Here is a 20,629-nt window from a genome sequence, read left to right on the forward strand (position 1 = left end):
CCCCGAGAGTCACCGAGGGCAGTCCCGTCAGCGTGTGCGTCCCCGGCCGGTTTTCGTCCGGCCGGGGACGGTGATCACAGGGTCGGACGAGGCGCGGCCAGGGTGTGCGCCCTGTGGTGGCCGGTGGGGAGGGCTCTGGTCATCAAGCGCCGTAGCGGAGGTAGGCGACGTCACCCACGGTCACCGTCGCGCCGCGCGAGGCCGCGGCGAGGCTGCCGCCGTCGCGGGACACCTTCCAGGTGTTGGTGCTGGTGTTGGCAAGGCCGTCGATCGCGGTGATGGTGCCGCTGCCCGAGCCTGGGGTGACGCTGGTGACGCAGCCGGCCGGGGTGGCCGCGGTCTGGGCTGCGGACAGGACGGTGCCGAGCGTCGTCGTGGCGGCGGTCGGGGTGAAGGTGACGGCGCAGGGTTTGACGGTGGTGCCGTTGTCGACGATGACCGTGAGCTTGGCCGGGGTGCCGCTGGTGAATCCGCTCGCGGCGACCCAGCGCGGTGCGCCGCTGGTGGTGGGGGTCGGAGGCGCGGCGGTGAAGCCGCCGCCACCGAGGGCGCGGACGGCGTCCACCGAGGCGTACCCGGACGGGCTGGTGTCCGATGGCAGGTACTTGAAGCCTCCGCCGGTGAGCTGCTGGGCGCGGAGGAAGTCGACGGGGGTCTTTCCGGCCGCGGTGGTGAAGTCGGCGCCCTGGTTGGCGATGCCGCAGGCGTTGAGGCCGGACACGGCCCAGCCGTTGGAGTCGGTGTTGACGCCGAACATCGAGTTGAACGCGCCCGTGGTGTTCGCGAGCTTGCTCTTGAGGAAGTTCTTGGCCTGGACCACGTCGGTGTCGGTGTTCGGCACGCCGGCGGTGCAGAGGGCTGCCATGGCGGCGCCGGTCATGTCGATGTCGCTGGCGGTGGCGAGTTCGGTGGGGTTGCCCTCGGCCTGGCTGTAGTTCCAGCCGCCGTCGTTGTGCTGGTTGTTGCGGATCGTGGTGACGGACAGGCCGAGCAGCCGCTGGGGCACGCGGGCGGCGCCGGTCTGGGTTTTCGCGCCGGCCAGGGCGAGCACCGCGAACACGGTGCCGTTGAAGTTCGCCGGCGGCCCGTAGTAGCCGACCGCGCTCGACTGCCAGTAGCCGGTCACGTCGGCGATGAGGTTGCGAGAGGCGGCGACGCGTGCGGGGTCGATGCCGGCGGCGTAGGCGTTGAGCACCCCGCGCTCGTAGTCGGTGACGACGGGTGAACCGCCAGGCCAGGATGCGGCGGACAGGTGGTTGCGGTACACGGTGCGGGCGTTCTTGCTGGTGTCGCCGCCCGGGTAGACATCGACCGGGTGGGTGCCGGCCGGGGCGAACGCGGTGAAGGCCCACTCCAGCGACAGTCCGCTACCGGCGTAGCTGCCGTCGGCGGCCTGCAGCGTCCTGAGGTAGGCGACGCCGTTGTTCTTGGCGGTCGTGATCTGGGCCGGTGTGGACGTGGCCTCGGCCGGCGCCGCGGTGACCGCAACGAGGGCGGTGGCGGCCAGCGCTGTCAGGGCGAGGGTGGTTGGTCTGCGGCGCATCGGGGTTCTCCTCCAGTTCGGGGCGCGACTCGGCCTCGAACCGGACCCGGGCACGGCGGCGACGGATGCGACGGAACGGGACGGGCCGGCCCCAGGGCGCGGGGGGCGGATTCCGTGGTGGTACGTCGCCGCGTGGGTGTTCGGGCTCGGGCGGTTGGCCGCCCCTACCGTTGCGCGTCAGCCCCGGGCTTTGACCGGGTTCCCCCGCGCGTCGACGATCGGGACGCTACGGCATCGATTCCCGTCTGGCTGTTGTGCAGTCGACACCGGCCAACGATTGACTTGGGCGAAGGTCTTGTGTTGCCATGAGGCGCTCCAGCAACCAGGGGAAGCCGGTCAAATTCCGGCACTGGCCCGCAGCCGTGGGTCCCGTAAGGGACGAGTCGGATTACCTGGCTGGATGTGTCACGTCAGCGTCGTCGAGGTCACGGCGCGGGCATCGCGCCGGCGTGCCGGCTCGGCGTCCGCGGGTGCGCCACGTACCCCCCGGAAGAGTCCACCATGCCGATCCCCGCTCGCCGGTCGTCCCGGCTCTGGGCATCACTCGCCACACTGATCACGCTCGTCGGCACCACGGTCGTGGTATCCGTACCGGCCGCTGCCGACCCGCTCGACTCGTGCACGCCGGCCAGCGGCGCCATCGTCGCGGTCGACTTCCGCCCCTGGGGCGGCCAGGTGCTGCGGGGCTGCGACATCACCCCGACCACCGGGTTCGACCTGCTACACGAGGCAGGTTTCACCACCACCGGGACCGTCCACGACGGACCGGGCTTCATCTGCCGGATCGGCAGCGCCGACTTCGACGCGGGCACCCGGTACCCGAAGCCTGACCAGGAGGCGTGTGAGCTGACGCCGCCCGCGACCGCTTACTGGTCCTACTGGTTCGCCGTGCCCGGTCAGCAGGCCTGGGCCTACAGCCCCTTGGGCGCCATGGCGAAGGTGCCCGGCCCGGGCGAGGTGCAGGCATGGGTCTACGGCGGCACTGACATCGGAGGAAGCACCGGTCAGCCGTCCTTCACGCCGGATGAGATCCGCGCCGCCGGTACCACGCCCACTCCGACCGCCACCCCCACCGCCGGGCCGGGCGACCCGGGTGCCCAGCCCACCCCGGCTCAGGTCGCAGCGGCGGCCTCGTACCTGGTCGGGAAGCTGACCGACGGCGACCACGTGTACGACGCCGACTGGGAGAGGATCGACTTCACCCGCACCATCGCCGTGGCCACCGCGCTCGCCGCGTCGGGCGGACAGGATGCCGTGCTGACGAAGATGCTCGACTATCTCGCCGCGCACGTCGACGCCATGGTCTTCCCCGATGGCACCGCCGCGCCACCCCATCAGTACAGCGCCGCCAGCCTGTCGCTGCTGGCCACGATCACCCGTGGTGATCCGCGCGCGTTCGGCGGACGTGACCTGCTGGCGGTGTTGACCGACCGGGTCTGCGCCGCGCCTGACCCGCTGGCGGGCTGCACGGCAAAGGGAGACTTCGCCGGCTCCTTCTCTCCGTTGACCCACTCCCTGGCGCTGCTGGCGCTGCGCCGCGCCGGGGTCACCCCGCCGACGTCCACGGTCGAACGGCTCGTGCAGTGGCAGTGTGCGGGCGGCGGGTTCGCCGATTCCCTGATCAGCCCCGGTGAGCTGTGCACGCAGGACCCGACGAACACCGGCATGGCGCTCCTCGCGCTGACCGCCCTCGGCGGCCACGACGCGGTGATCACCGCCGCGATCTCGTACCTGACCGCAGCGCAGCAACCGGACGGCGGCTTCCTGCCCTATGTCGGCGCTGCCGGGCCGGAAACCTACGTCACGGCTATCGCGGCGCAGGGGCTGATCGCGACCGCCACCACGCGGCCGGCCGCCGCGGCGGGTGCCTTCCTCGCCGCCCGCAGCACCGACGACGGAGGGCTCGCGGCGGACCCCGGGAACACCCAATCCGATCTTGTGGTGACCTCGGGTGCCGTTGCCACCCTGGCGGGGCGCAGCCTTGCCGCGCTGGACCACCCGCTCGGTAGTGAGCCGCCACAGGGCCCGACGCCCGACCTCGCCAAAGGGGTGGACTGGCTCGTCGCGCCGAAGCAGCTCATCGACGGCCGATACCACGAGTCCTTCCCTGGCCACCCTGACTTCGGCTTGTCCATCGACGGGGCGTTCGCCCTGGCGGCGACCGGCCGGGAAGACGCGAAGCTACGCGCGATCGCCGAGTTCATCCGGGGCGGAGGCAAGGTCGGCGACAGCGAGTTCACGGTGGACGGTTGGCTGGGGATCGACACCTCGTACCCTTCCGGTGGCGCGATCGGCAAGGTCGCCCTCCTCGCCCAGGTCACCGGCTACGATCCACGGACGTTCGGCGGCCACGACCTCGTAGCCGCCCTGCGCGACATCACCTGCACCGGCGTAGACGCCGCAGCGGGCTGCGCCGCGAAGGGGAACTACCGCTACGCCACCTCGGTGTTCTCCCAGGCTCTCGGGGTCATGGCGCAGGTGCGGGCCGGGCAGCGGCAGGACGCGACCTCACCGGTGGAGTACCTCAAGCAGCTTCAGCGCGGCAACGGCGCGTTCCCCAGTCTGATTCCCGCTGAGAGCAGCGGCGACGAGGTCGACAGCACGGCGATGGCCGCGATGGCGTTGGCGCTGCTGACTGACGACCCGGCTGCGACCGCCGCCGTCGACAGGGCCCTCGCCTGGCTCGCAGCCCAGCAGAAGGCGGACGGTGGGTTCCCCGGTGCGGCCGGCAACTCGACCAACTCCACCGCGTTGGCCGTCCAGGGCCTGACCCTGCGTCGGTCCGCCTATACCCCGCAGATCGGCAAGGCGGTGGCGTTCCTCGCCGGGCAGCAGAACCCCGACGGCGGGTTCAACGTCACCTCCGGCGGCCAGCCCGGCTCCGACGTGCGCGCCTCGACGCAGGTCATCAGTGGCGCCACCGGGCTCTCCTTCGGTGACCTGCTCCGCGACGTACACGACGGGGGTGACCCCACACCTTCGCCATCAGCCTCCGTGTCGCCGTCGCAGTCCGCCGGGTCACCGCCGGCATCCGGCGGCCCGGGACCTGGCACGGCAGCACCGGGTGGTGCCATGCCGGTCACCGGCCTTCCGCTTGTGATGATGGTGGTGGCGGCGGCCGCCGCGATCATCGTGGGTGTCGTTCTACTACTGCTCGCCCGCCAGCGGCGCCGGGACGACGGCGCGCTCGGGAACGCGTCATGATCCGCCGCGTCGGTGTCGCGCTCGCCGCGCTGCAGGTCGCCGTCGTCATCCTGGTGGCGCCTGCACCGGCGTCCGCCGCACCACTGCCGGTCGGGCAGTGCACCACCACGTCCGGGGTGATCCTCGCGGTGGACTTCCGGCGGTGGGGTGGGCCGTTGACGCGTTCCTGCGGAACCACTCCGACCACCGGCTACGAGCTGCTCAACCAGGGCGGCTGGAAGACCACCGGGACCCAGCACGACGGCCCCGCGTTCATCTGTCGCATCGGCTACGCCGGCTTCGACAACGGCACCCGGTACCCGACCGCGGCCGATGAGAAGTGCATTCTCACCCCACCGGCGAGCGCCTACTGGTCGTACTGGCACGCCGACCCGGGTTCGAACGCCTGGCAGTACAGCCAACTCGGTGCGATGAGCTATCGGCCGAAACCCGGCAGCGTCGACCTGTGGATCTTCGGTGGGACGAACATCGGGGGTACCGAGGGCCTGCCGACGTTCAGCCCGGACAGCGTCCGCGCCCACAACGCCACCCCGGTCGCCACCGGCCCGCCGGCCGCCGGCCCGAAGCCACCCGTACCCGCGCCGGGACAGCCCTCGCGTCCCGGTGCGACCGCCACCCCGCCGGGCGGACCTCGACCTTCGGCCGGAGGAACCGTGACACCCAGCGCTGCTGCCGCCACCGCGTCCGTCACCGGGTCGCCGTCGGCGGCGCCCAGCGCGGTTCCCTCTGGTGATGGTGCTGGTGATCAGGCAGCAGAGGGGCCGACCGTGGTGGACGCGGCGCCCACCCGGGCCGCGACGACCAACGATCGCGGTTCGGCCGGCCCACTGGTCGTCACGCTCGGCGCAGTCGTGCTGCTGGGCATCGCGGGCTTCGTCCTGGCGCGACGGCGTGGACGCCGCACCGGGGTGGACGCTGACGCCGCCGGCCCGCAGTGAACAAGACCCACCTGAGCTGGGGCACCACGCACGCGTTGGGACTGCGTGCCGCCCGGCTGCCGCGCGGTCTGCACCCGGTCGCCTGGTGGCTGTGGGCGCTTGCCCTGGCCACCGCGGCAAGCCGCACCAGTAATCCACTGTTACTCGTGTTGATCTTCGCCGTTCTGGGGTTTGTCGTCACCGCGCGGCGCACCGAGGCGCCCTGGGCCAAGGCATTCCACTACTACCTGATCATGGCGTTGATCGTCATTGCGATCCGGGTCGTCTTTCGTTCGGTGTTCGCCTCCGGCATCACGCCCGAGGACCACATTCTGTTCCGGCTACCGCAACTACAGACACCGGACTGGTACGCCGGCATCCAGATCGGCGGACCGGTGTCGCTGGAGGCGACCCTGTCCGCGGCGCTGGACGGGCTTCGCCTCGCCTGCCTGCTGTGTTGCATCGGCGCCGCGAACAGCCTCGCCAACCCGAAACGCGCCCTGAAGGCGCTCCCCGGAGCCCTCTACGAACTCGGCGTGGCCGTCACCGTCGCGCTGAGTGTCGCGCCGCAACTGGTCGAGAGCGTGCAACGAGTCGCCCGCGCCCGGCGGCTACGAGCCGGTCGCCCGCGAGGGCTGCGAGCGGTGCGGGCGATCGCGCTGCCGGTCCTGCACGACGCGCTCGACCGATCGCTGCGCCTGGCCGCAGCCATGGACGCACGCGGATACGGCCGCACCGGCACCGCGACCCGCGCGTCCCGGCGGTTGACCGGCACGCTGATGCTCGCCGGCATGGCCGGGCTGTGCGTCGGCGTGTACGGCCTGCTGGACCCAAGCGTTCCCCGACCGGTCGGACTGGGCGGCCTCGCTATCGGCGTACTGCTCAGCGTGGCCGGACTCGCCACCGGCGGCCGGCGGGTTGCACGCAGCCGATACCGGCCCGACCGCTGGCAGTGGCCGGAACTGGTCGTCGCCGGCAGCGGTCTGATCACCGCCGTCGTGCTGGCCGCGGGCACCGGCTATGACCCCGCAGAGCTCAACCCGGGCCTCTACCCGCTGAGCTGGCCCACGCTTCCGCCGCTTCCCACCGCCGCCATCCTGGTCGCGGCGACAGCCGCCTTCGCCGCGCCCCCGCCACCACAGCGGCAGCCTCCCACCCTGCCCGCCGGAGCCCACCCGTGATCCGATTCGACCACGTCACCATCACCTACGCCGGCGCCGAGCGGCCTGCTCTGGACGACATCGATCTCAGCATCGACGAGGGCGAACTGTGCCTCGTCGTCGGTCACACCGGCTCCGGCAAGTCCACGCTCCTCAACGCCATCAACGGCCTGGTACCGCACTTCACCGGCGGCACCCTGGCCGGACGAGTCACCGTCGCCGGCCGCTCGACAGCCGAGGACCCGCCGCGCGAGTTCGCCGAGCTCGTCGGCGTCGTCGGCCAGGACCCGGTGGCCGGATTCGTCACCGACACCGTCGAGGAGGAACTCGCCTACGGCATGGAGCAACTCGCCCTCGACCCCGTCGTCATGCGCGCCCGGGTCGAGGAGACCCTCGACCTTCTCGGTCTCGCCGACCTGCGCGAGCGGGGCCTGCACGAGCTGTCCGGCGGGCAACAGCAGCGAGTCGCGATCGGTGCGGCGCTCACCGCCCACCCCAGGGTTCTCGTGCTCGACGAGCCGACCTCCGCACTCGACCCGACCAGCGCGGAGGACGTCCTCGCGACCATCACCCGGCTCGTCCACGACCTGGGCATCACCGTCGTGCTCGCCGAGCACCGCCTCGAACGGGTCATCCCCTATGCCGACCGGCTCGTCGTGCTCGCCGGCGACGGCACCGCCCGGCACGGCGACCCGGCCACTCTGCTCGCCGGCAGCACCGTCGCACCGCCCATTGTTCACCTCGGTCGCCTCGCCGGCTGGACACCACCGCCGTTGTCCGTCCGCGACGCGCGCCGACGCGCGCCCGCGCTTCGCCAGCGGCTGCCCGTCACCCCGCCCACGCCGCACCGGGCCACCAATTCCGCCACGACGGCATCCGACAGCACCACCACCGACGTCGCGCTCGCCGCCGTCGGCGTCATCGTCCGGCACGGCACTGTCGTCGCCGTGCGGGGCGCCACCATCGACCTGCGCGCCGGACAGGTTGTGGCGCTGATGGGCCGCAACGGCTCGGGCAAGTCGTCACTGTTGTGGGCGCTGCAGGGCGCCGGCCGCCGCGCCGGCGGCACCGTGCGCACCGGCGGCCTCGACCCGGCGAAGATCAAGCCGGTCGAGGCCCGGCGTCTCGTCGGCCTCGTTCCCCAGACAGCCACCGACCTGCTGTACCTCGACAGTGTCGGCGCCGAACTCCAGCAGGCGGACCGCGATGGTGCTTCAGCGGGAACCGCCCGGCGTCTGCTCGATGAGATCGCTCCCGGCGTGGCTGACACCGAGCATCCGCGTGACCTGTCCTCCGGGCAACAGCTGGCGCTGGTCCTCGCTCTCCAACTCGCCGTCACCCCACGCGTGCTGCTGTTGGACGAACCGACCCGCGGCCTCGACTACGGCGCCAAAGCCGCTCTGGTCCGCACTCTCGACCGGCTCGCCGCCCAGGGCCACGCGGTCGTCGTGGCCACCCACGATGTCGAGTTCGCCACCTCCGCAGCCGACCGGGTCGTCGTCATGGCCGGCGGTGACATCGTCACCGATGGGCCCGCGACCACGGTACTGACCGCCTCACCGACATTCGCCCCGCAGATCGCGAAGATCCTCGCCCCGCTGCCGTACCTCACCGTCAACCAGGTCGCCGACGCGCTGGGCGACAAGTCCGCCGCTCAGAACGTGGTGCCGCCCACCGACAGCCTGCCGGCACAGTCGTGACCGCCGTTCGAATCCCGGCCCGAGCAACCGCCACGATCGCCATGGCCTCATTCCTCGGCTTCGTCGCGTTCCTGTGGCCATTCCTCGTCGCGCCGGGCACGTTCGGCTCGGCCGAGACGCCACCGTTGATGTTCGGCGCACTGCTCGTTCTCGTCCTCGCCGTTGTCTTCGCTGAGGTGGCCGACGGTCGTATCGACGCCAAAGCCCTGGCGATGCTTGGCGTCCTGTCCGCGATCAACGCGGCACTGCGACCGCTGGGCGCCGGCACCGCCGGCATCGAGACCGTGTTCTTCGTCCTCGTCCTCGCGGGGCGCGTCTACGGGCCCGGCTTCGGCTTCGCGCTCGGCTGCACCTCACTGTTCACGTCCGCGCTGCTCACCGGCGGTGTCGGCCCGTGGATGCCGTACCAGATGTTCGGTTGCGCCTGGGTCGGCATGTTCGCCGGGCTGCTTCCCGCAGCCCGCGGCAGGGCCGAGATCGCGCTTCTGGCCAGCTACGCCGCCATCGCCGGATACGGCTTCGGGTTCATGCTCAACCTGTCCTTCTGGCCGTTCTCGCTCGATCCGGGCAGCTCCATCGCCTACCAGCCCGGTCTACCCGTCGAGGAGCAGCTTCAGCGGTACCTGGTCTTCTTCAGCGTGACCTCCCTGGGATGGGACACGGGCCGGGCCGTCACCACCGCGGTGCTCGTCGCCATTACCGGCCCGGCCGTACTGGCCGCCTTCCGCCGGGCCGCCCGCCGCGCCAACTTCCACGCGACCGCAACCTTCATCGCCCCCCCAAACCCGACGGACCGCCCGGGCGGTGCCGGTTCACTGGCGCAGGGCGAGGGTGACTGATCCGATCGCGGAACCGGACGGGTCGACGACGATGGTGTAGGTGCCGGTGTCCGGCAGGACGGTCGGTTCGATGCCGCCGGCGCCGCTGATGACGCAGCCGCTGCTCAGCGTCGCGCCGTCCGCGTCGTGCAACTCCAGGGGAGAGCACTGGTCGGGCAGGGTCGCGGCGGTGGCGGACAGGGTCACCGACGCGCCGGCGGTGCCGGTGAACTCGTAGCGGACGACGGCGCCGGGTTGGTCGACGGTGGCCACGACCGGCGGCCCGTCGACGCTGATGGCACCGGACTGGTCCCGGGTGGCGAACAGTTTCAGCGCGACGGTGCCGATGCTGCGGTCCGACGGGTCCACCAGCACCGTGTAGGTGCCGTCGGCGGGCAGTACCGTGCCCTCGACGTCGCCGGAGCCGTTGATGACGCAGCCGACCTTCAGCGTCCGGCCGGCCGGGTCGCGTAGTGCGAGCGGGGAGCACTGGTCGCGCAGGGTGCTCTCGGGCACCTCGATGAACACCCGCTGGCCGGCGCTGCCGGTGAACCGGTAGCGGGCCAGCGCGCCGGGCTGTCCGATCGTCGCGGACACCGCCGGGCCGTTCGGTCGGATGGTGCCGGTGGTGTCCCGTGCGGCGTAGACCCGCACGGTGGCCCGGCCGGTGTCGCCGCCGGCGGCGTCGACCACCACCGTGTACGTGCCGTCGACGGTGAGGTCGGCGCGATCGATGTAGCCGACGCCGTTGATGTTGCAGCCGCTGGCGACGTCGCTTCCGGTCGGACCGACGAGCCGGTACGGGGAGCACCGGTCGGCCAGGCCGGGGGCGGTGATGTCGACGAACACGGCGTCGCCGGCGTGTGCGGGGAACTTCAGCCCGCCGCCGCCGGGCTTCAGCGTGGCCGAGGCGATCGGTGGCGCGGTGATCGGTGCGGCGGCCGGTGGGGCGACCTGCTCGGTGGCGGCGGCGCTGACGGCGAACTCGGGGCGGCCGGTCACGGCGACGTCGAACACGCATTCGGCGAGCTGCCCGGGGTCGGTGACGCCGGCCCACCGGCACACCTCCTCCGCCCGGGCCCGCTGGTCCGGGTCGAGGTCGGCGACGGTCATCGACCGGTCGGGGAAGGTGCGGTCGGTGAAGGACTGGGCGTTCTGGCCGTCGGCGTAGCTGAACAGGGAGCTGTCCTGGCTGATCCGCCAGCTGTCCGCGTACGACGGGTAGAGCTTCTCGAACGGCACGGGCTGGGTCAGCGCGGCGCCGGACGGTGGGGCGATGTCGTTGGCCGAGTTGCCGTCGAAGTCGCCGAGCAGGCCGCGCACCTGCCCGGCCCGGCTGGGCGCCAGCTTCATCAGCAGCCGGTAGCCGTAGGAGCCGATCTGGTCCACCGCGGCGACGGAGCCGTCGGGCCAGCTCAGGTCGTAGCCGTCCGCGGCGCCGATGTCGGAGGGCCGGCGGGCGAGGGTGCCACCGCCGGGCAGGTCCGTCTCCCCGGGCGCCACGGCGACGAGTGCGCCGTCGACGCGTACCTGGGTGCCGCCGTCGACCAGGGTGAGGGCGACCCGGTGGTCACCGACCCGGAAGGCGATCGCGGAGTTGACCGACACGGTTCGCAGGGTGCCCATCGGCGTCTGCCGGACCTGCACCGCGAGGGGGTCGCCCTCGGTCGAGGCGACCAGCACGAACTCGCCGACGGCCTGGAAGTCGTAGTAGACCCCGTCGAAGGTCGCCAGGTGGGGGTCGCCGTTGGTGCCGCCGCAGGGGGTGCCGCCGTCCTCACACAGCTTGATCGGGCCCTTGGTCGGCGGGGTCTTCTTCTTGGGCTTCCTGCACTCGTCGAGGCTCTTCGGCAGGGCCTTGCCGTCGTACTCGATGCGGGGTGGCAGGCCCTTGGCCACCCGGTACCGGTTCTCCGCCAGCGTCGCCTTGACCTCGGCGGTCTTGATCCCGGTGGAGCCGCAGTCGCCCTTCGGGACGGTGCCGCGGGAGATGTCGTCGGAGTGGTTGAGCTCGTGGTAGAGCGCCGCGCAGGGGTTCCGCGCGACTCCGTCGCCGTACGGATCGGCGGAGGTGGGGTTCCAGGTCACGGTGGACGAGCCCTTGCCACTCTTACTGCCCGGGGTCTCGAACGAGCCCGATCCGCCGCCGGTGGGGATGATCCGCACCCGGGGCGTGCTCTTGTCCTTGAACCGGGGCAGGATGCCCGCCGGGTCGCCGCCGGGCGCGGCGAACTCCTGGAGGCAGCCGTCGACCTCGCCCTGGAAGTCCACGCCGCTGACGGGTACGCCGGCGTTCGGGTCGACCGCGTAGTCGGCCCAGGCGGGCCGCCCTCCCCCGCCGACGAGGACCCCGACGCCGATGAGCACCAGGGCGACGGCGGCGGCCGCGCTCCGGTAACGGCGGCGACGACGGCGACGGCGCATCAGGAGCAGAAGCACGAGTACGAGCACCAGCGCGCCGAGGGCGAGCACCAGCAGCGCCCCGCCGAGCCGGAGCCACCCGGCCCGGCCCTGGGCGTCGTCGCCGACGGTGAACGTGGTGGTCCGCAGGGCCGTCGCACCTGGGCAGGGGGTGACGGCACCGGTCACCGGCAGAGCCGCGTAACTCGCCGTGACCTCGTAGCGCCCGGGTGCGCCGACCGGCCACAGGGTGTCCAGCCCGCCGCCATCGGGGGTCGCGGCCACCGACCGCAGCACGACGTCGCCGGGGTCGGTGCCGGCGTGCACCCGGACACTGGCCAGGGACACGGTCACGGTCGTGCCGGGTTCCACCGTCGCCAGGCCGGAAATCGCGGCGGCGCTGATGCCGTCGTCGTAGAAGCTGCGGCCGAGAACCGGCACCAGGTCCTGCCCGTCCCGGCTTACGGAGGTCACCCGCACGGCCCCGTCGGCGGCCTTCGCCAGCCCGCAGGCCGCGTCGGTGGAGTTGGTCACCGCGAACGTCAACCGGACCGGGTCGCCCGGCCGAAACGACGACTGGGTGGTGCGCAGGTCAAGACCGAGGCCAGCGTCGGTCGGCGCGGCGTGGGCCGCCATGGGCGACGCCACCAGGGCAGCCGCCAGGACGGCGACCCCGTTCACGACGCGCGCGGTCAATCTCATGAGCGGCACTGTAGAGACCGGTGTCTCGTGTCCACGTCCACAGTTCGGCGATCACCGCGCGGACCATTCGACGGCCGTGCTCGGCCATGCGCGGGAATCTTGCCGGCCTGCTCGAGTTTCCAGGTCTGGCCGGGAGGTTTCCGCCAGGCGGTGGTCACCACCTTCGAGCCGTCGCTCGTGCCGGTGGTGCTGAGCACGGTGCCGTCGGAGCTCACGATCACCATCCTGTCGGGGCCTAACGGTCCCGAGGGCTTATCTGCACTTCACCCGATCGGGTGACGGTGGCTTGGCGGTGACCGGCATGGACGGGCCCCCGGGTCATCGAGACGGCCTCGGCTAGGATCAGCTCTTCGTGAACGCGGATGCGGAGAGTTTGATGGTCGCTGTCGCGCCGGGACAGGTGACGTTGTCGGACCGGCGGACGCAGCGCCGGTGGTCGGTGGACCTTGAGTCGTTCCAGATCGGGGCATATCCAGTCACGCAAGCCGAGTACGCCATGGTTGTTGGCGAGCGTCCGAGCGCGGTTCGTGGGGATCGGTTGCCGGTCGAGGGTGTTTCGTGGTGGGACGCGGTTCGGTTCTGCAACGCCTTGTCGCAACGGGAAGGGTTGGCGCCGGCCTACCAGTTCGATGATGACGGTGAGGGCGTCGAGTGGGATCGCTCCGCTGACGGGTATCGGCTGCCGACCGAGGCTGAGTGGGAGTACGCATGTCGCGCTGGCTCGACCGGCCCGCGTTACGGACCGCTGGATGAGATCGCCTGGTACCGCGACAACTCTGGCGAGCGGGTCCACGAGGTGGGCGGCCAGCAGCCGAATGCCTGGGGCCTTTACGACATGCTGGGTAACGTGTGGGACTGGTGCTGGGACATCTACGACGCCGAGGTCTACGGCACCTACCGGGTGCTGCGCGGTGGCGGTTGGTTCGATGAGCACTGGAGCTGCCGCGCGTCCGTGCGCCGTCGCAGCCATCCGACCTACGCGATCGATGACGTGGGGTTTCGCATCGCCCGTTCCGGCGCGCACTGAGGCACGTCGTTGGGCCGTTGCGAAACAGCGTGACGGGGTGGTTGAGGGGTGGAGGTGCATCAGTCGCCGTCACCCCTTGCCCGGGGTGGGCTGAGCTGAATGATCGGTCGCCGGGTGAGTCGTTCAGCTTCTTCGCGCTTGGCGCGTAGGTATGTGAGGGTCAAGTCGATTCCTTCGATTTCGCCGAGCCAGTTCTCGCGCTGGGCGTGCTGGCGGCGGGCGAGGAGGTCGTGTTCGAGTTCGTCGAGCCGGGTGATCATCTTCGGGTTGACGTGGAGCATCGGGCAGCGGATGCAGGCGTGCTCGTGCTGGCAGGGGGTGCCGTAGGGGCGTGCGCAGGAACCGAGTTCGACCTTGCGTTTGTCGAAGTGCTCCTCGAACTCGGCCCACTCGGACTCGGCGACGGGGGTGTATTCGTCGTCGGGCCGGACTTGGCGACGTTGCTGGAGATGGGCCTGGTAGTGGCGGATGACGTCTTCGTCGAAGACGGCGACGTAGCCGCGGGTGGTCTGGATGTTGAGGTGGCCGAGCAGGGCGGCACCGATGTGGATGGGTAGGCCGCTGTTGACCAGTTCGGTGGCGAAGATCCGGCGGAAGTCGTGCGGGGTGAACCGCAGGTTGGCGAACGCTGGGTTGTAGCCGGCGATCGCGGTGCAGACGCGGCGTAGCCGCAGCAGGATGGTGCCGCCACTGGTGACGGTGGCGGTGGTGCCGTTGCGTCGTTGGAACAGGAACGGAAGCGCCGCGCTCCAGACCTTGTCGAGGGCGTCGAAGCGCCGCAGCAGCGGGATGGTGCGCCCGCCCGTGGTGTGCCGGCGGATGATTGAGGCGATGACGTGGAACAGGTCGGCCGACATGGGGATGACTCGCTCCCGGTCGGTTTTGGACGGGGCGACGACGAGCAGCGCGATGACCTCACCGTTGGCGCGCTGGTACTGGCGGATGCTGAGGTGGGTCAGTTCGCACAGTTCCTCGATGCGCAGCCCGGAGTGGCGCAGGGTCTCCACGACGGCCCAGTCCCAGAACGCTTCCTCGTCCTCGTTTTCGGTGTTGATGGCCGCGCCGGAGGACAGTTCCTGCACCCGGATTACGGCAGGCCGGCCGGCTTTGAGGTGTCCGCGGTCGGTGTCGCTGATGTAGCGGCGGTAGCCGCGCCCGTCGACGGTGAAGGTCTGCCCCTCGTCGGCTGTGGCGGCTTCGGCTCGCAGGCGCACCGCGTGCTCGTGGCGGGCTTCGACGTGTGCGACGAGCACGGGCAGCAGCGGCTGCCGGACTCGAGTGCGGTCGGTCGAGCGTTCGTTGATGCGCCGACGACGGGCGCCGAGGCCGCGGATGTCGGTGGGTGGCACCGGGCATGGCGCCACCCAGGCGGCCCACCGTTCGGGTTCCTCGGCGGCCCATGTATGCAGGTCGAGGTAGAAGCTACGGACGCCGATCACGACATCGTCGACCTGCAATCGCGGCGTTCCGTCGTCACGGAAGCGAATCTGGTCCCGCCAGGTGGCGTAGACCTCAGGCGGGATGCGCAGGTCGGGCTGGCCGGGGTTGAGCTGCTCGATCCGGCACCAGAAATTCCTGACCAGGTTGATGACCAGCGTGGTAAGCGTCGAATAGTCCGAGTCCGCCCGCCGGCGGGTGAGGTACTCGATGAGCAGTTCACGCACGGCCGCGTTCTGAACCGGATACCGGTCGACGAGTTCGGTGACGGTCTGCTGGCCGCGCAGCATCGCCTCACGCATCGTCTGCGGCGTCGTGGGCGGGAAATGACCCATGCGGTGTAGGACGTTCCAGGCGCCGCGGCAGATGAACCGGTTGGCGACCTTCTCGCCGGGGTGCAGGACCGCGCGGGCGGCGCGGTTGGCGTGTCCATGGTGCAGCAGCGACTCAGGGGTGACGTCGGCCAGCGCGACACCCTGGACGGTGAGCAGGCTGCACAGGTCAGCGATCGCGTCGCTCTGGTGCTGGTGCGACATCGGGTGCGCCTTGACGTGCTCGACGTACTTGTCCAGCAACGGATCGTTCTGCGCGGCGACAAACAGGATGTTGTAGCCGGAGAACGGATGCCGCCGGAACGCCAGCAGGCTCGGCTGGATCGCGCGCAGGCAGAACAACTGCCGCACGCCCAACGACAGTCCGTAGGTCGCGCCACGGCTGGCGTCCAACGCCACCGCGCCGAACTCGCCCTTGCCCAGCGGGCTGGCGTCCCACCGCTGCTGCCACGTACCGCCAGCGAACTCCGCCAGATAGTCCAGAATCTCCCGGGTAGCCGCCTGCCGCTGCATTCGGCTCGGTCGGGTCCCCGGTCCGAACGAGCCGGCCAGTTCGGCGAGGTCGTTGGCGGCCGTGTGGGCAAGGTCGCCGAACGGTCGCGGCGAGACGGATGCGACCGCGGCAGCGGCGGGCATGGCCCCGGAGACGAACCGGCTGGCGAACCCGAGTTCCTCGACGTGGGGGCCGTGCCGGTGGTGGCGGTGGCTGTGGGCGGTGGTCACGTTCGTCTTAGGCACCGAACACCACCTGCACGTCGGCCGGGTCGTAGCCCGGGCTGTACGTGGTCGCCGGACGTGGCTGGCTGTAGTGCTCGGCGAGCTTGTCGAACAGCTCCTCGACCCGGGTGACCAGGTAGCGGCCGGTGACGCGGATGTCGGCGTGGCGCAGGATCGACTGGACCTCGGCGAGGGTGAGCTTGCCGCTGTTGGCCATCCTGGCCGCTGCCGTGTGGCGCAGGTCATGCAGCGTCCAGTTGGTGCCGAGCTGCTGATTGGCCCGCTGGAGGATGCGCCGCAGCGCGGAGTACGTCAGCGGCTGGACGCGACCGCGCCGGGTCCGCCATACCGGCTCGTCGGCAGGCGGGGTGCCGTGCTCGTCGAGGTAGCTGGCCAGGTAGAGAAACGCCTGCGGCGACGCGGGGATCACCTGGCGTAGCCGGGTGCCTTTGGAGATCACCCAGATCCGTTGGCCGGCCCAGTCGATGTCGGCGAGCGTCACGCCGAGCAGCTCGGCGGCGCGGGCACCGCTGGAGACGAAGAACTCCATCAGCGCCCGGTCGCGGTCACAGCTCATCGCCACGAATAGCTCGTCCCACAGCGTGTCCGGGATGGACCGGGGCGGCTGGTCGGGTACCCGCTGCCGCAGCCGGGCCCGGCGGTGCTGCCTGGTGGCCTCGAGCGGGCTGCGATGTGCCAGCGCGCGCCGGCGCTTCGCGGCGGCCGGCACCGGATTGACGACCGGTCCCTGGCCGAAGTGCGCGTGGTAGCTGTAGAAGCCGCTGACGACACTCAGCGCGTGGTTGATGGTCCGCGGCGCGTAGCCGCGACGAAGGCTCGCTTTTCCGGTCCGTGGGTTGACCGCGCCCGGCTCGGAGGCGTCACCAGCCGTTCGGCGACGCTGCGGGTTGTCCGACGCGCGCAGCCACGCCGCCAACACCGCAACCTCGGCCTCGGTCGCTTTCTCCCACGCCACGTTCAGCAGCCACAGCAGCCGGAACCAGCGCAGCAGACCGAAGCCGTAGCTGCGGCAGGTTAGCGGGCTGCAATCGCCGATCGCCAAATCCCTCAGGTAAGCGGTAATCGGCTCAATTTCGGCGCCAGCAGCGTCAACGACTACAACCGGCGGGTGCAATCGGTCGCTCGCCAATAGCGCGCCGACGTTCGGAAGGCCGTACCGGCCCTCTACGAGCAGACTGCGTAGGTCCACACCAAACTCCTTGATCACGGTCATGAACGCCCTGATCAACGAGGGAAAGCAGGTGCAGATAACACAACAACACCGGGGTGCCCGAATCAGCCTTGGTCGGCACTGGGGCGCCCGGAGCACTTGGTCGGCGTCCGACCGGCCGGAGGGTTGGTAGCCGCGTCTGGGCCGCCATCGGACGCGCCGGGCGACGGACCAGACTGACGGCGACCCGATTCCGGATCCAGCGGACTATCGATGGTGTTGGTGGAACGATGGAAGATGTGGGAACTGCGAAAACTGTTACGCCTGCCATCTCTCCGCTTGCTGGCGAGCCGATCAAGCGTGCCGATGCTGAGCGGCTCGCGGGAGTGCTGAAGGCATTCGCCGACCCTGCCCGGCTGCGACTGCTCAGTCTGATCCAGTCCGCTCCGGAGGGCGAGGCGTCCGTGAGTGACCTCACCGCGCCGCTTGGTCTCTCCCAGCCGACCGTGAGTCACCACCTTCGGATCCTCACCGAGGCCGGCCTGCTCGAGCGCGAGAAGCGTGGCGTCTGGGCGTACTACCGCCTGGTGCCGTCCGCGATCGCGGCGATCGCCGACCTGTTGACGCCGCCCCGCAAGCGGGCGACGAAGAAGGCCCGCTGAGCGCGGAAGGGTGAGGACGAGGACGGCGAGGGGCTGCCGCTGGACCTGCCCACCGGGTCGCGTTCGCCGCGAATGCCCTCCGGCGTCCGGGTCTGTTCCTCGGCCAGGCAGCCGTCACCGGCCTGATCACCACCGAGGCCACCGAGCTGATCAGCGCGACCCGGTTCGGCGCCGCGCTGATCGAGCAGCTGACCACCGAGAAGGGGCGGTACCGCCAGGGCCTCGGTCCCGTCGGTCCTGCGCTCTGTCCCCTCTCCCGCGAATGCCCCCGGGAGGTCGCCGCCACGCTGCTCCATGCCGCCCCCGTGCACCGGGCAGTCGGGTGGCGGCCTGACGATTGCGCCCCGCACCCGGTCAAGGACCTGCCCTTCGGCACCTATGGAGCTGCCCCGTCCACGCTCCCGCTCCCTCGACCGATAGCACAAACGGGGCAGCTCCATAGGTGCCAACGCAGGGGTAGGCCGACCCGGCAAGGGCCGATGATGTCGGCAGCGTGCACATCCCCCCGGGGCATGCCATGCCGGAGACCGTCACGACTTCGCCGGGGCCCTGGGGCGTGACCGCGTCGGTTCTGCGGAAGCGCAAAAGGCAAGCCGAACGCGTCCTGACCACCGCTGGCCTTGCCGCTGTGGTCGGGGAGGCGACCCTGATCCAGGACGGCAACCACCTCCTCCTGACCCGCACCAGCGGGGTCGCCCGCACACACCGCACAAGCTGGTGGAGCCACCACCACCTGGGCCACCTCATCACCGGCTGAGCTCGCGTCTCGGTCCGGCACTGGTGGCATCGGATCGACCGCAGGGCCGCAGGGTGCAGCAGACAAGCGGGCGGGCGTACCGGGTGCCGGTGTTCTAGAGTGCGACCAGCACCGCGGCAAGGACCAGCAGGCAGCAGACGGTCTCGATCGTCCCTACCCGCACCGGCGACAGCCGCCGCGCCGGCAGGATCCCGGCCCGGGCCAGGAGCAGCACGAAGACCGGGGCGAGCAGCATGTCGAGCCGGGCCGCCGCGATCAGAGCGACCACGTGGAAGCCGATGGAGAGGCGGAGGTAGCCGGCCTCCCCACGTTCCCGGATCATGGTCTTGACGTACAGGACGGTGCCGACCAGGTACAGCATCACGGCCAGGAACGCGGGGACGACCTCGGCCAGCGGCACCCCGGACAGGGTGGCCAGCACGAAGACCAGCAGACAGCTCTGCGCCACGGAGGCGAGGTCGTTGAGCAGGGCGCGTTCCCGCCGTCGCCAGGCGTACCCGGCGTTGACCGCCAGCGGCGCGGCGTAGACGGGGGCGTACCAGAGCACCGCCGGCCGAGCGAACAGCACGGTCAGCGCGAGCGGCGCCGTCACCAGGCCGTAGGCCAGCAACTGGTCGGCGTAGCGGCGCGGTCGACGGCTCTTGACCGCCTGGAAGGCGTAGTAGGAAAGCAGGTAGCCGGCCAGCCAGGCGCCGAGCAGCGGCACCTGCGGCCAGCGCGGGCCGACCAGCACGACACCGACGACGTACGGCAACAGAAGCATCGCCCAGGCGCCGTGCTGCGGCGGCAGGAAGCGGCGGATCCGGCGACGGTTGCTCACCGGTCGCGCGGTGCTGACAGCGGCGGACATGGCCTCACCTCACCTCGAAGACGCCACGGGCACCGCGTTCGGCGTCGACCATGGCGTGGCTGACAAAGGGGTAGTGGCCGGGCGCTGGGAAGGCCATCTCCACGAAGCCGCCGCCGGCCGGGCCGAAGGGCAGCACCTGGGCCCCGCCGGGGTCGGTCGGCTCTCCCAGCGCGCCTCCCGGTATGCGGCGTCGAACTGGGCACCGACGCTGCCGACGAAGCCGAGCACCATCAGCGGGCCGTGCACCTGGCCAACGGCGCGTGCGGCGCGGGCACCGGCAGGTCGAGCAGGAGCAGGGCGGCGTAGAGGCCGGTCGCCAGGGCGAACCCGCCGGCCGCGAGGACGGGGAGCCGCCAGCGTACGGCGAGCGGCCGGGGGTTCATGCCGATGTTTCCCAAGGCTGCGGCAGGGTCAGCCGCACCACGCAGGCGTCGGGGGCGCCGAAAGGCTCGAGCACGGCGCCGGCCGGCGGGGCGCCGGCGTGTTCGAGCGTGCCACGGACGACGCCGACGTGCAGCGCGCAGATCGCGTCGGGGTTGCGGTTGACCAGTTCCAGGAAGGGGCAGGTGTGCAGGTGGATCTCGGTCGTCCCGTCGGCCGTCTCGTGCGGGCGGGGGCTGAAGCCCAGCCCGCGCAGGACGTCGAGCAAGGTGTCGACCGGGTCGCCGCCGGTGGCGGTGGCGGCGGCGGCGAGGTGGCGCCCCCAACCGTGGCCGGCGCGGGTGGCCTCGGCCCGGACGTCGCCGTGACCGCGGCGGGACAGGTGGTCGAGCAGGGCGGCGGCGAGCGCCCGGTACGGCGCGGGCGCCGGGGCCTCGGCGATGGCCGCCCGGTAGCGCCACGCCGGCCGTCCGGGTTGGCCGCCGCTGGCCCGCGCCTTGACCAGCAACCCGGCGTCGACCAGTCGGTCGAGGTGGGCGCGGGCCGTGGAGAGGTGCAGGCCGGTCCGCTCCCCCACCTCGGCGATCGTCATGCCGGTGCCGGCGGCGCGCACCATCTCCAGGATCGAGGCCCGGCTGACCGTGCCGAGGGCCCGGTGACGTTGGGGGTCGATCGTCTCGCCGGTCGGCCCTGTTCTCGGGGTTTCCACGTTAAACAACGTTACAACGTCGTTTAACCACAAAACCCTGCGGGGTTCCATCTCCGTCTCACGCTCCATGGGGATGCGCTGCTCGCCCTCCTGCTGCCACACACCACGGGACGTTGGCCGATGACAACCAGCGGCACCAGGC

The 20,629-nt window shown here is 71.2% G+C and carries 16 protein-coding genes and 1 riboswitch; of the genes, 9 read left to right on the plus strand and 7 right to left on the minus strand.

The genetic code is table 11. From position 1 onward, the window contains the following. Nucleotides 1-142 precede the first annotated feature (142 nt). Entirely contained in the window at nt 143-1,543 is a 1,401-nt protein-coding gene (locus GVV04_RS20925; protein WP_161689759.1) for a prenyltransferase/squalene oxidase repeat-containing protein, read from the minus strand. A gap of 326 nt (nt 1,544-1,869) precedes the next feature. Further along, nucleotides 1,870-1,936: riboswitch (cobalamin riboswitch) on the plus strand. 108 nt (nt 1,937-2,044) lie between these two features. On the opposite strand from GVV04_RS20925, the gene GVV04_RS20930 reads away from it, so the two are divergent. The 5 genes from GVV04_RS20930 (at nt 2,045) to GVV04_RS20950 (ending at nt 9,363) form a co-directional block, all read left to right on the plus strand. Next, a complete protein-coding gene (locus tag GVV04_RS20930; protein ID WP_201753858.1) occupies nt 2,045-4,747 on the plus strand; it encodes a prenyltransferase/squalene oxidase repeat-containing protein in 2,703 nt (900 codons plus the stop codon). Then, on the plus strand, nt 4,744-5,685 hold the full coding sequence (locus GVV04_RS34030) for a hypothetical protein (protein WP_161689760.1): 942 nt from the start codon (nt 4,744-4,746) through the stop codon (nt 5,683-5,685). The genes GVV04_RS20930 and GVV04_RS34030 overlap by 4 nt, the downstream gene beginning before the upstream one ends. Next, a complete protein-coding gene (locus tag GVV04_RS20940) occupies nt 5,682-6,845 on the plus strand; it encodes a CbiQ family ECF transporter T component (protein ID WP_161689761.1) in 1,164 nt (387 codons plus the stop codon). The genes GVV04_RS34030 and GVV04_RS20940 overlap by 4 nt, the downstream gene beginning before the upstream one ends. Continuing rightward, nucleotides 6,842-8,524 carry an ABC transporter ATP-binding protein gene (locus GVV04_RS20945; RefSeq protein ID WP_161689762.1) on the plus strand — a complete coding sequence of 561 codons (1,683 nt, stop codon included), beginning with the start codon at nt 6,842-6,844 and terminating at the stop codon, nt 8,522-8,524. The genes GVV04_RS20940 and GVV04_RS20945 overlap by 4 nt, the downstream gene beginning before the upstream one ends. A gap of 128 nt (nt 8,525-8,652) precedes the next feature. Then, a complete protein-coding gene (locus GVV04_RS20950) occupies nt 8,653-9,363 on the plus strand; it encodes an ECF transporter S component family protein (RefSeq protein ID WP_407938822.1) in 711 nt (236 codons plus the stop codon). On the opposite strand, the gene GVV04_RS20955 is transcribed toward GVV04_RS20950, so the two are convergent. Then, complete coding sequence (locus tag GVV04_RS20955; RefSeq protein ID WP_161689763.1) at nt 9,337-12,444, minus strand: VWD domain-containing protein; 3,108 nt, start codon at nt 12,442-12,444, stop codon at nt 9,337-9,339. The two genes, GVV04_RS20950 and GVV04_RS20955, sit on opposite strands and share 27 nt — an antisense overlap. A gap of 150 nt (nt 12,445-12,594) precedes the next feature. Here GVV04_RS20955 and GVV04_RS34035 point away from each other — a divergent pair, with 150 nt between their 5' ends. Together GVV04_RS34035 and GVV04_RS20960 are read left to right on the plus strand one after the other, a co-directional pair. Next, complete coding sequence (locus GVV04_RS34035; RefSeq protein ID WP_268926299.1) at nt 12,595-12,723, plus strand: hypothetical protein; 129 nt, start codon at nt 12,595-12,597, stop codon at nt 12,721-12,723. A gap of 97 nt (nt 12,724-12,820) precedes the next feature. Continuing rightward, nucleotides 12,821-13,471, plus strand: a complete 651-nt coding sequence (locus GVV04_RS20960; RefSeq protein WP_161689965.1) for a formylglycine-generating enzyme family protein — start codon at nt 12,821-12,823, stop codon at nt 13,469-13,471. Between the two features lie 59 nt (nt 13,472-13,530). Here GVV04_RS20960 and GVV04_RS20965 read toward each other — a convergent pair whose 3' ends face one another. After that, on the minus strand, nt 13,531-15,876 hold the full coding sequence (locus GVV04_RS20965; RefSeq protein WP_161689764.1) for a tyrosine-type recombinase/integrase: 2,346 nt from the start codon (nt 15,874-15,876) through the stop codon (nt 13,531-13,533). 94 nt (nt 15,877-15,970) lie between these two features. Beyond that, nucleotides 15,971-17,191: a tyrosine-type recombinase/integrase gene (locus GVV04_RS20970; RefSeq protein ID WP_161689765.1), complete on the minus strand. Its 1,221-nt coding sequence runs from the start codon at nt 17,189-17,191 to the stop codon at nt 15,971-15,973. A 227-nt stretch (nt 17,192-17,418) separates the two neighbouring features. On the opposite strand from GVV04_RS20970, the gene GVV04_RS20975 reads away from it, so the two are divergent. Then, complete coding sequence (locus GVV04_RS20975) at nt 17,419-17,790, plus strand: ArsR/SmtB family transcription factor (RefSeq protein WP_161689766.1); 372 nt, start codon at nt 17,419-17,421, stop codon at nt 17,788-17,790. A 628-nt stretch (nt 17,791-18,418) separates the two neighbouring features. Continuing rightward, a complete protein-coding gene (locus GVV04_RS34040; RefSeq protein WP_268926300.1) occupies nt 18,419-18,547 on the plus strand; it encodes a hypothetical protein in 129 nt (42 codons plus the stop codon). 94 nt (nt 18,548-18,641) lie between these two features. Here the strand turns inward: GVV04_RS34040 and GVV04_RS20980 are convergent, their stop codons facing one another. The 3 genes from GVV04_RS20980 to GVV04_RS20990 all read right to left on the minus strand — a co-directional run bounded on the left by GVV04_RS20980 (nt 18,642) and on the right by GVV04_RS20990 (nt 20,538). Continuing rightward, nucleotides 18,642-19,397: a YwiC-like family protein gene (locus GVV04_RS20980; RefSeq protein WP_161689767.1), complete on the minus strand. Its 756-nt coding sequence runs from the start codon at nt 19,395-19,397 to the stop codon at nt 18,642-18,644. Between the two features lie 230 nt (nt 19,398-19,627). Then, nucleotides 19,628-19,780, minus strand: a complete 153-nt coding sequence (locus tag GVV04_RS32285; RefSeq protein WP_201753936.1) for a hypothetical protein — start codon at nt 19,778-19,780, stop codon at nt 19,628-19,630. Beyond that, entirely contained in the window at nt 19,777-20,538 is a 762-nt protein-coding gene (locus GVV04_RS20990) for a helix-turn-helix transcriptional regulator (protein ID WP_407938825.1), read from the minus strand. Before GVV04_RS20990 ends, GVV04_RS32285 begins: the two co-directional genes overlap by 4 nt. Nucleotides 20,539-20,629 lie beyond the last annotated feature (91 nt).

The sequence above is a fragment of the Micromonospora rubida genome, assembly GCF_009908295.1.
GTDB lineage: Bacteria > Actinomycetota > Actinomycetes > Mycobacteriales > Micromonosporaceae > Micromonospora > Micromonospora rubida.

Coding starts and splice junctions, on each gene's coding strand:
- GVV04_RS20925 (WP_161689759.1), bottom strand. CDS start 1,543: ATGCGCCGCAGACCAACCACCCTCGCCCTGACAGCGCTGGCCGCCACC.
- GVV04_RS20930 (WP_201753858.1), top strand. CDS start 2,045: ATGCCGATCCCCGCTCGCCGGTCGTCCCGGCTCTGGGCATCACTCGCC.
- GVV04_RS34030 (WP_161689760.1), top strand. CDS start 4,744: ATGATCCGCCGCGTCGGTGTCGCGCTCGCCGCGCTGCAGGTCGCCGTC.
- GVV04_RS20950 (WP_407938822.1), top strand. CDS start 8,653: ATGTTCGGCGCACTGCTCGTTCTCGTCCTCGCCGTTGTCTTCGCTGAG.
- GVV04_RS20955 (WP_161689763.1), bottom strand. CDS start 12,444: ATGAGATTGACCGCGCGCGTCGTGAACGGGGTCGCCGTCCTGGCGGCT.
- GVV04_RS20960 (WP_161689965.1), top strand. CDS start 12,821: ATGGTCGCTGTCGCGCCGGGACAGGTGACGTTGTCGGACCGGCGGACG.
- GVV04_RS20965 (WP_161689764.1), bottom strand. CDS start 15,876: ATGCCCGCCGCTGCCGCGGTCGCATCCGTCTCGCCGCGACCGTTCGGC.
- GVV04_RS20970 (WP_161689765.1), bottom strand. CDS start 17,191: ATGACCGTGATCAAGGAGTTTGGTGTGGACCTACGCAGTCTGCTCGTA.
- GVV04_RS20975 (WP_161689766.1), top strand. CDS start 17,419: ATGGAAGATGTGGGAACTGCGAAAACTGTTACGCCTGCCATCTCTCCG.
- GVV04_RS20980 (WP_161689767.1), bottom strand. CDS start 19,397: ATGTCCGCCGCTGTCAGCACCGCGCGACCGGTGAGCAACCGTCGCCGG.
- GVV04_RS32285 (WP_201753936.1), bottom strand. CDS start 19,780: ATGAACCCCCGGCCGCTCGCCGTACGCTGGCGGCTCCCCGTCCTCGCG.
- GVV04_RS20990 (WP_407938825.1), bottom strand. CDS start 20,538: ATGGAACCCCGCAGGGTTTTGTGGTTAAACGACGTTGTAACGTTGTTT.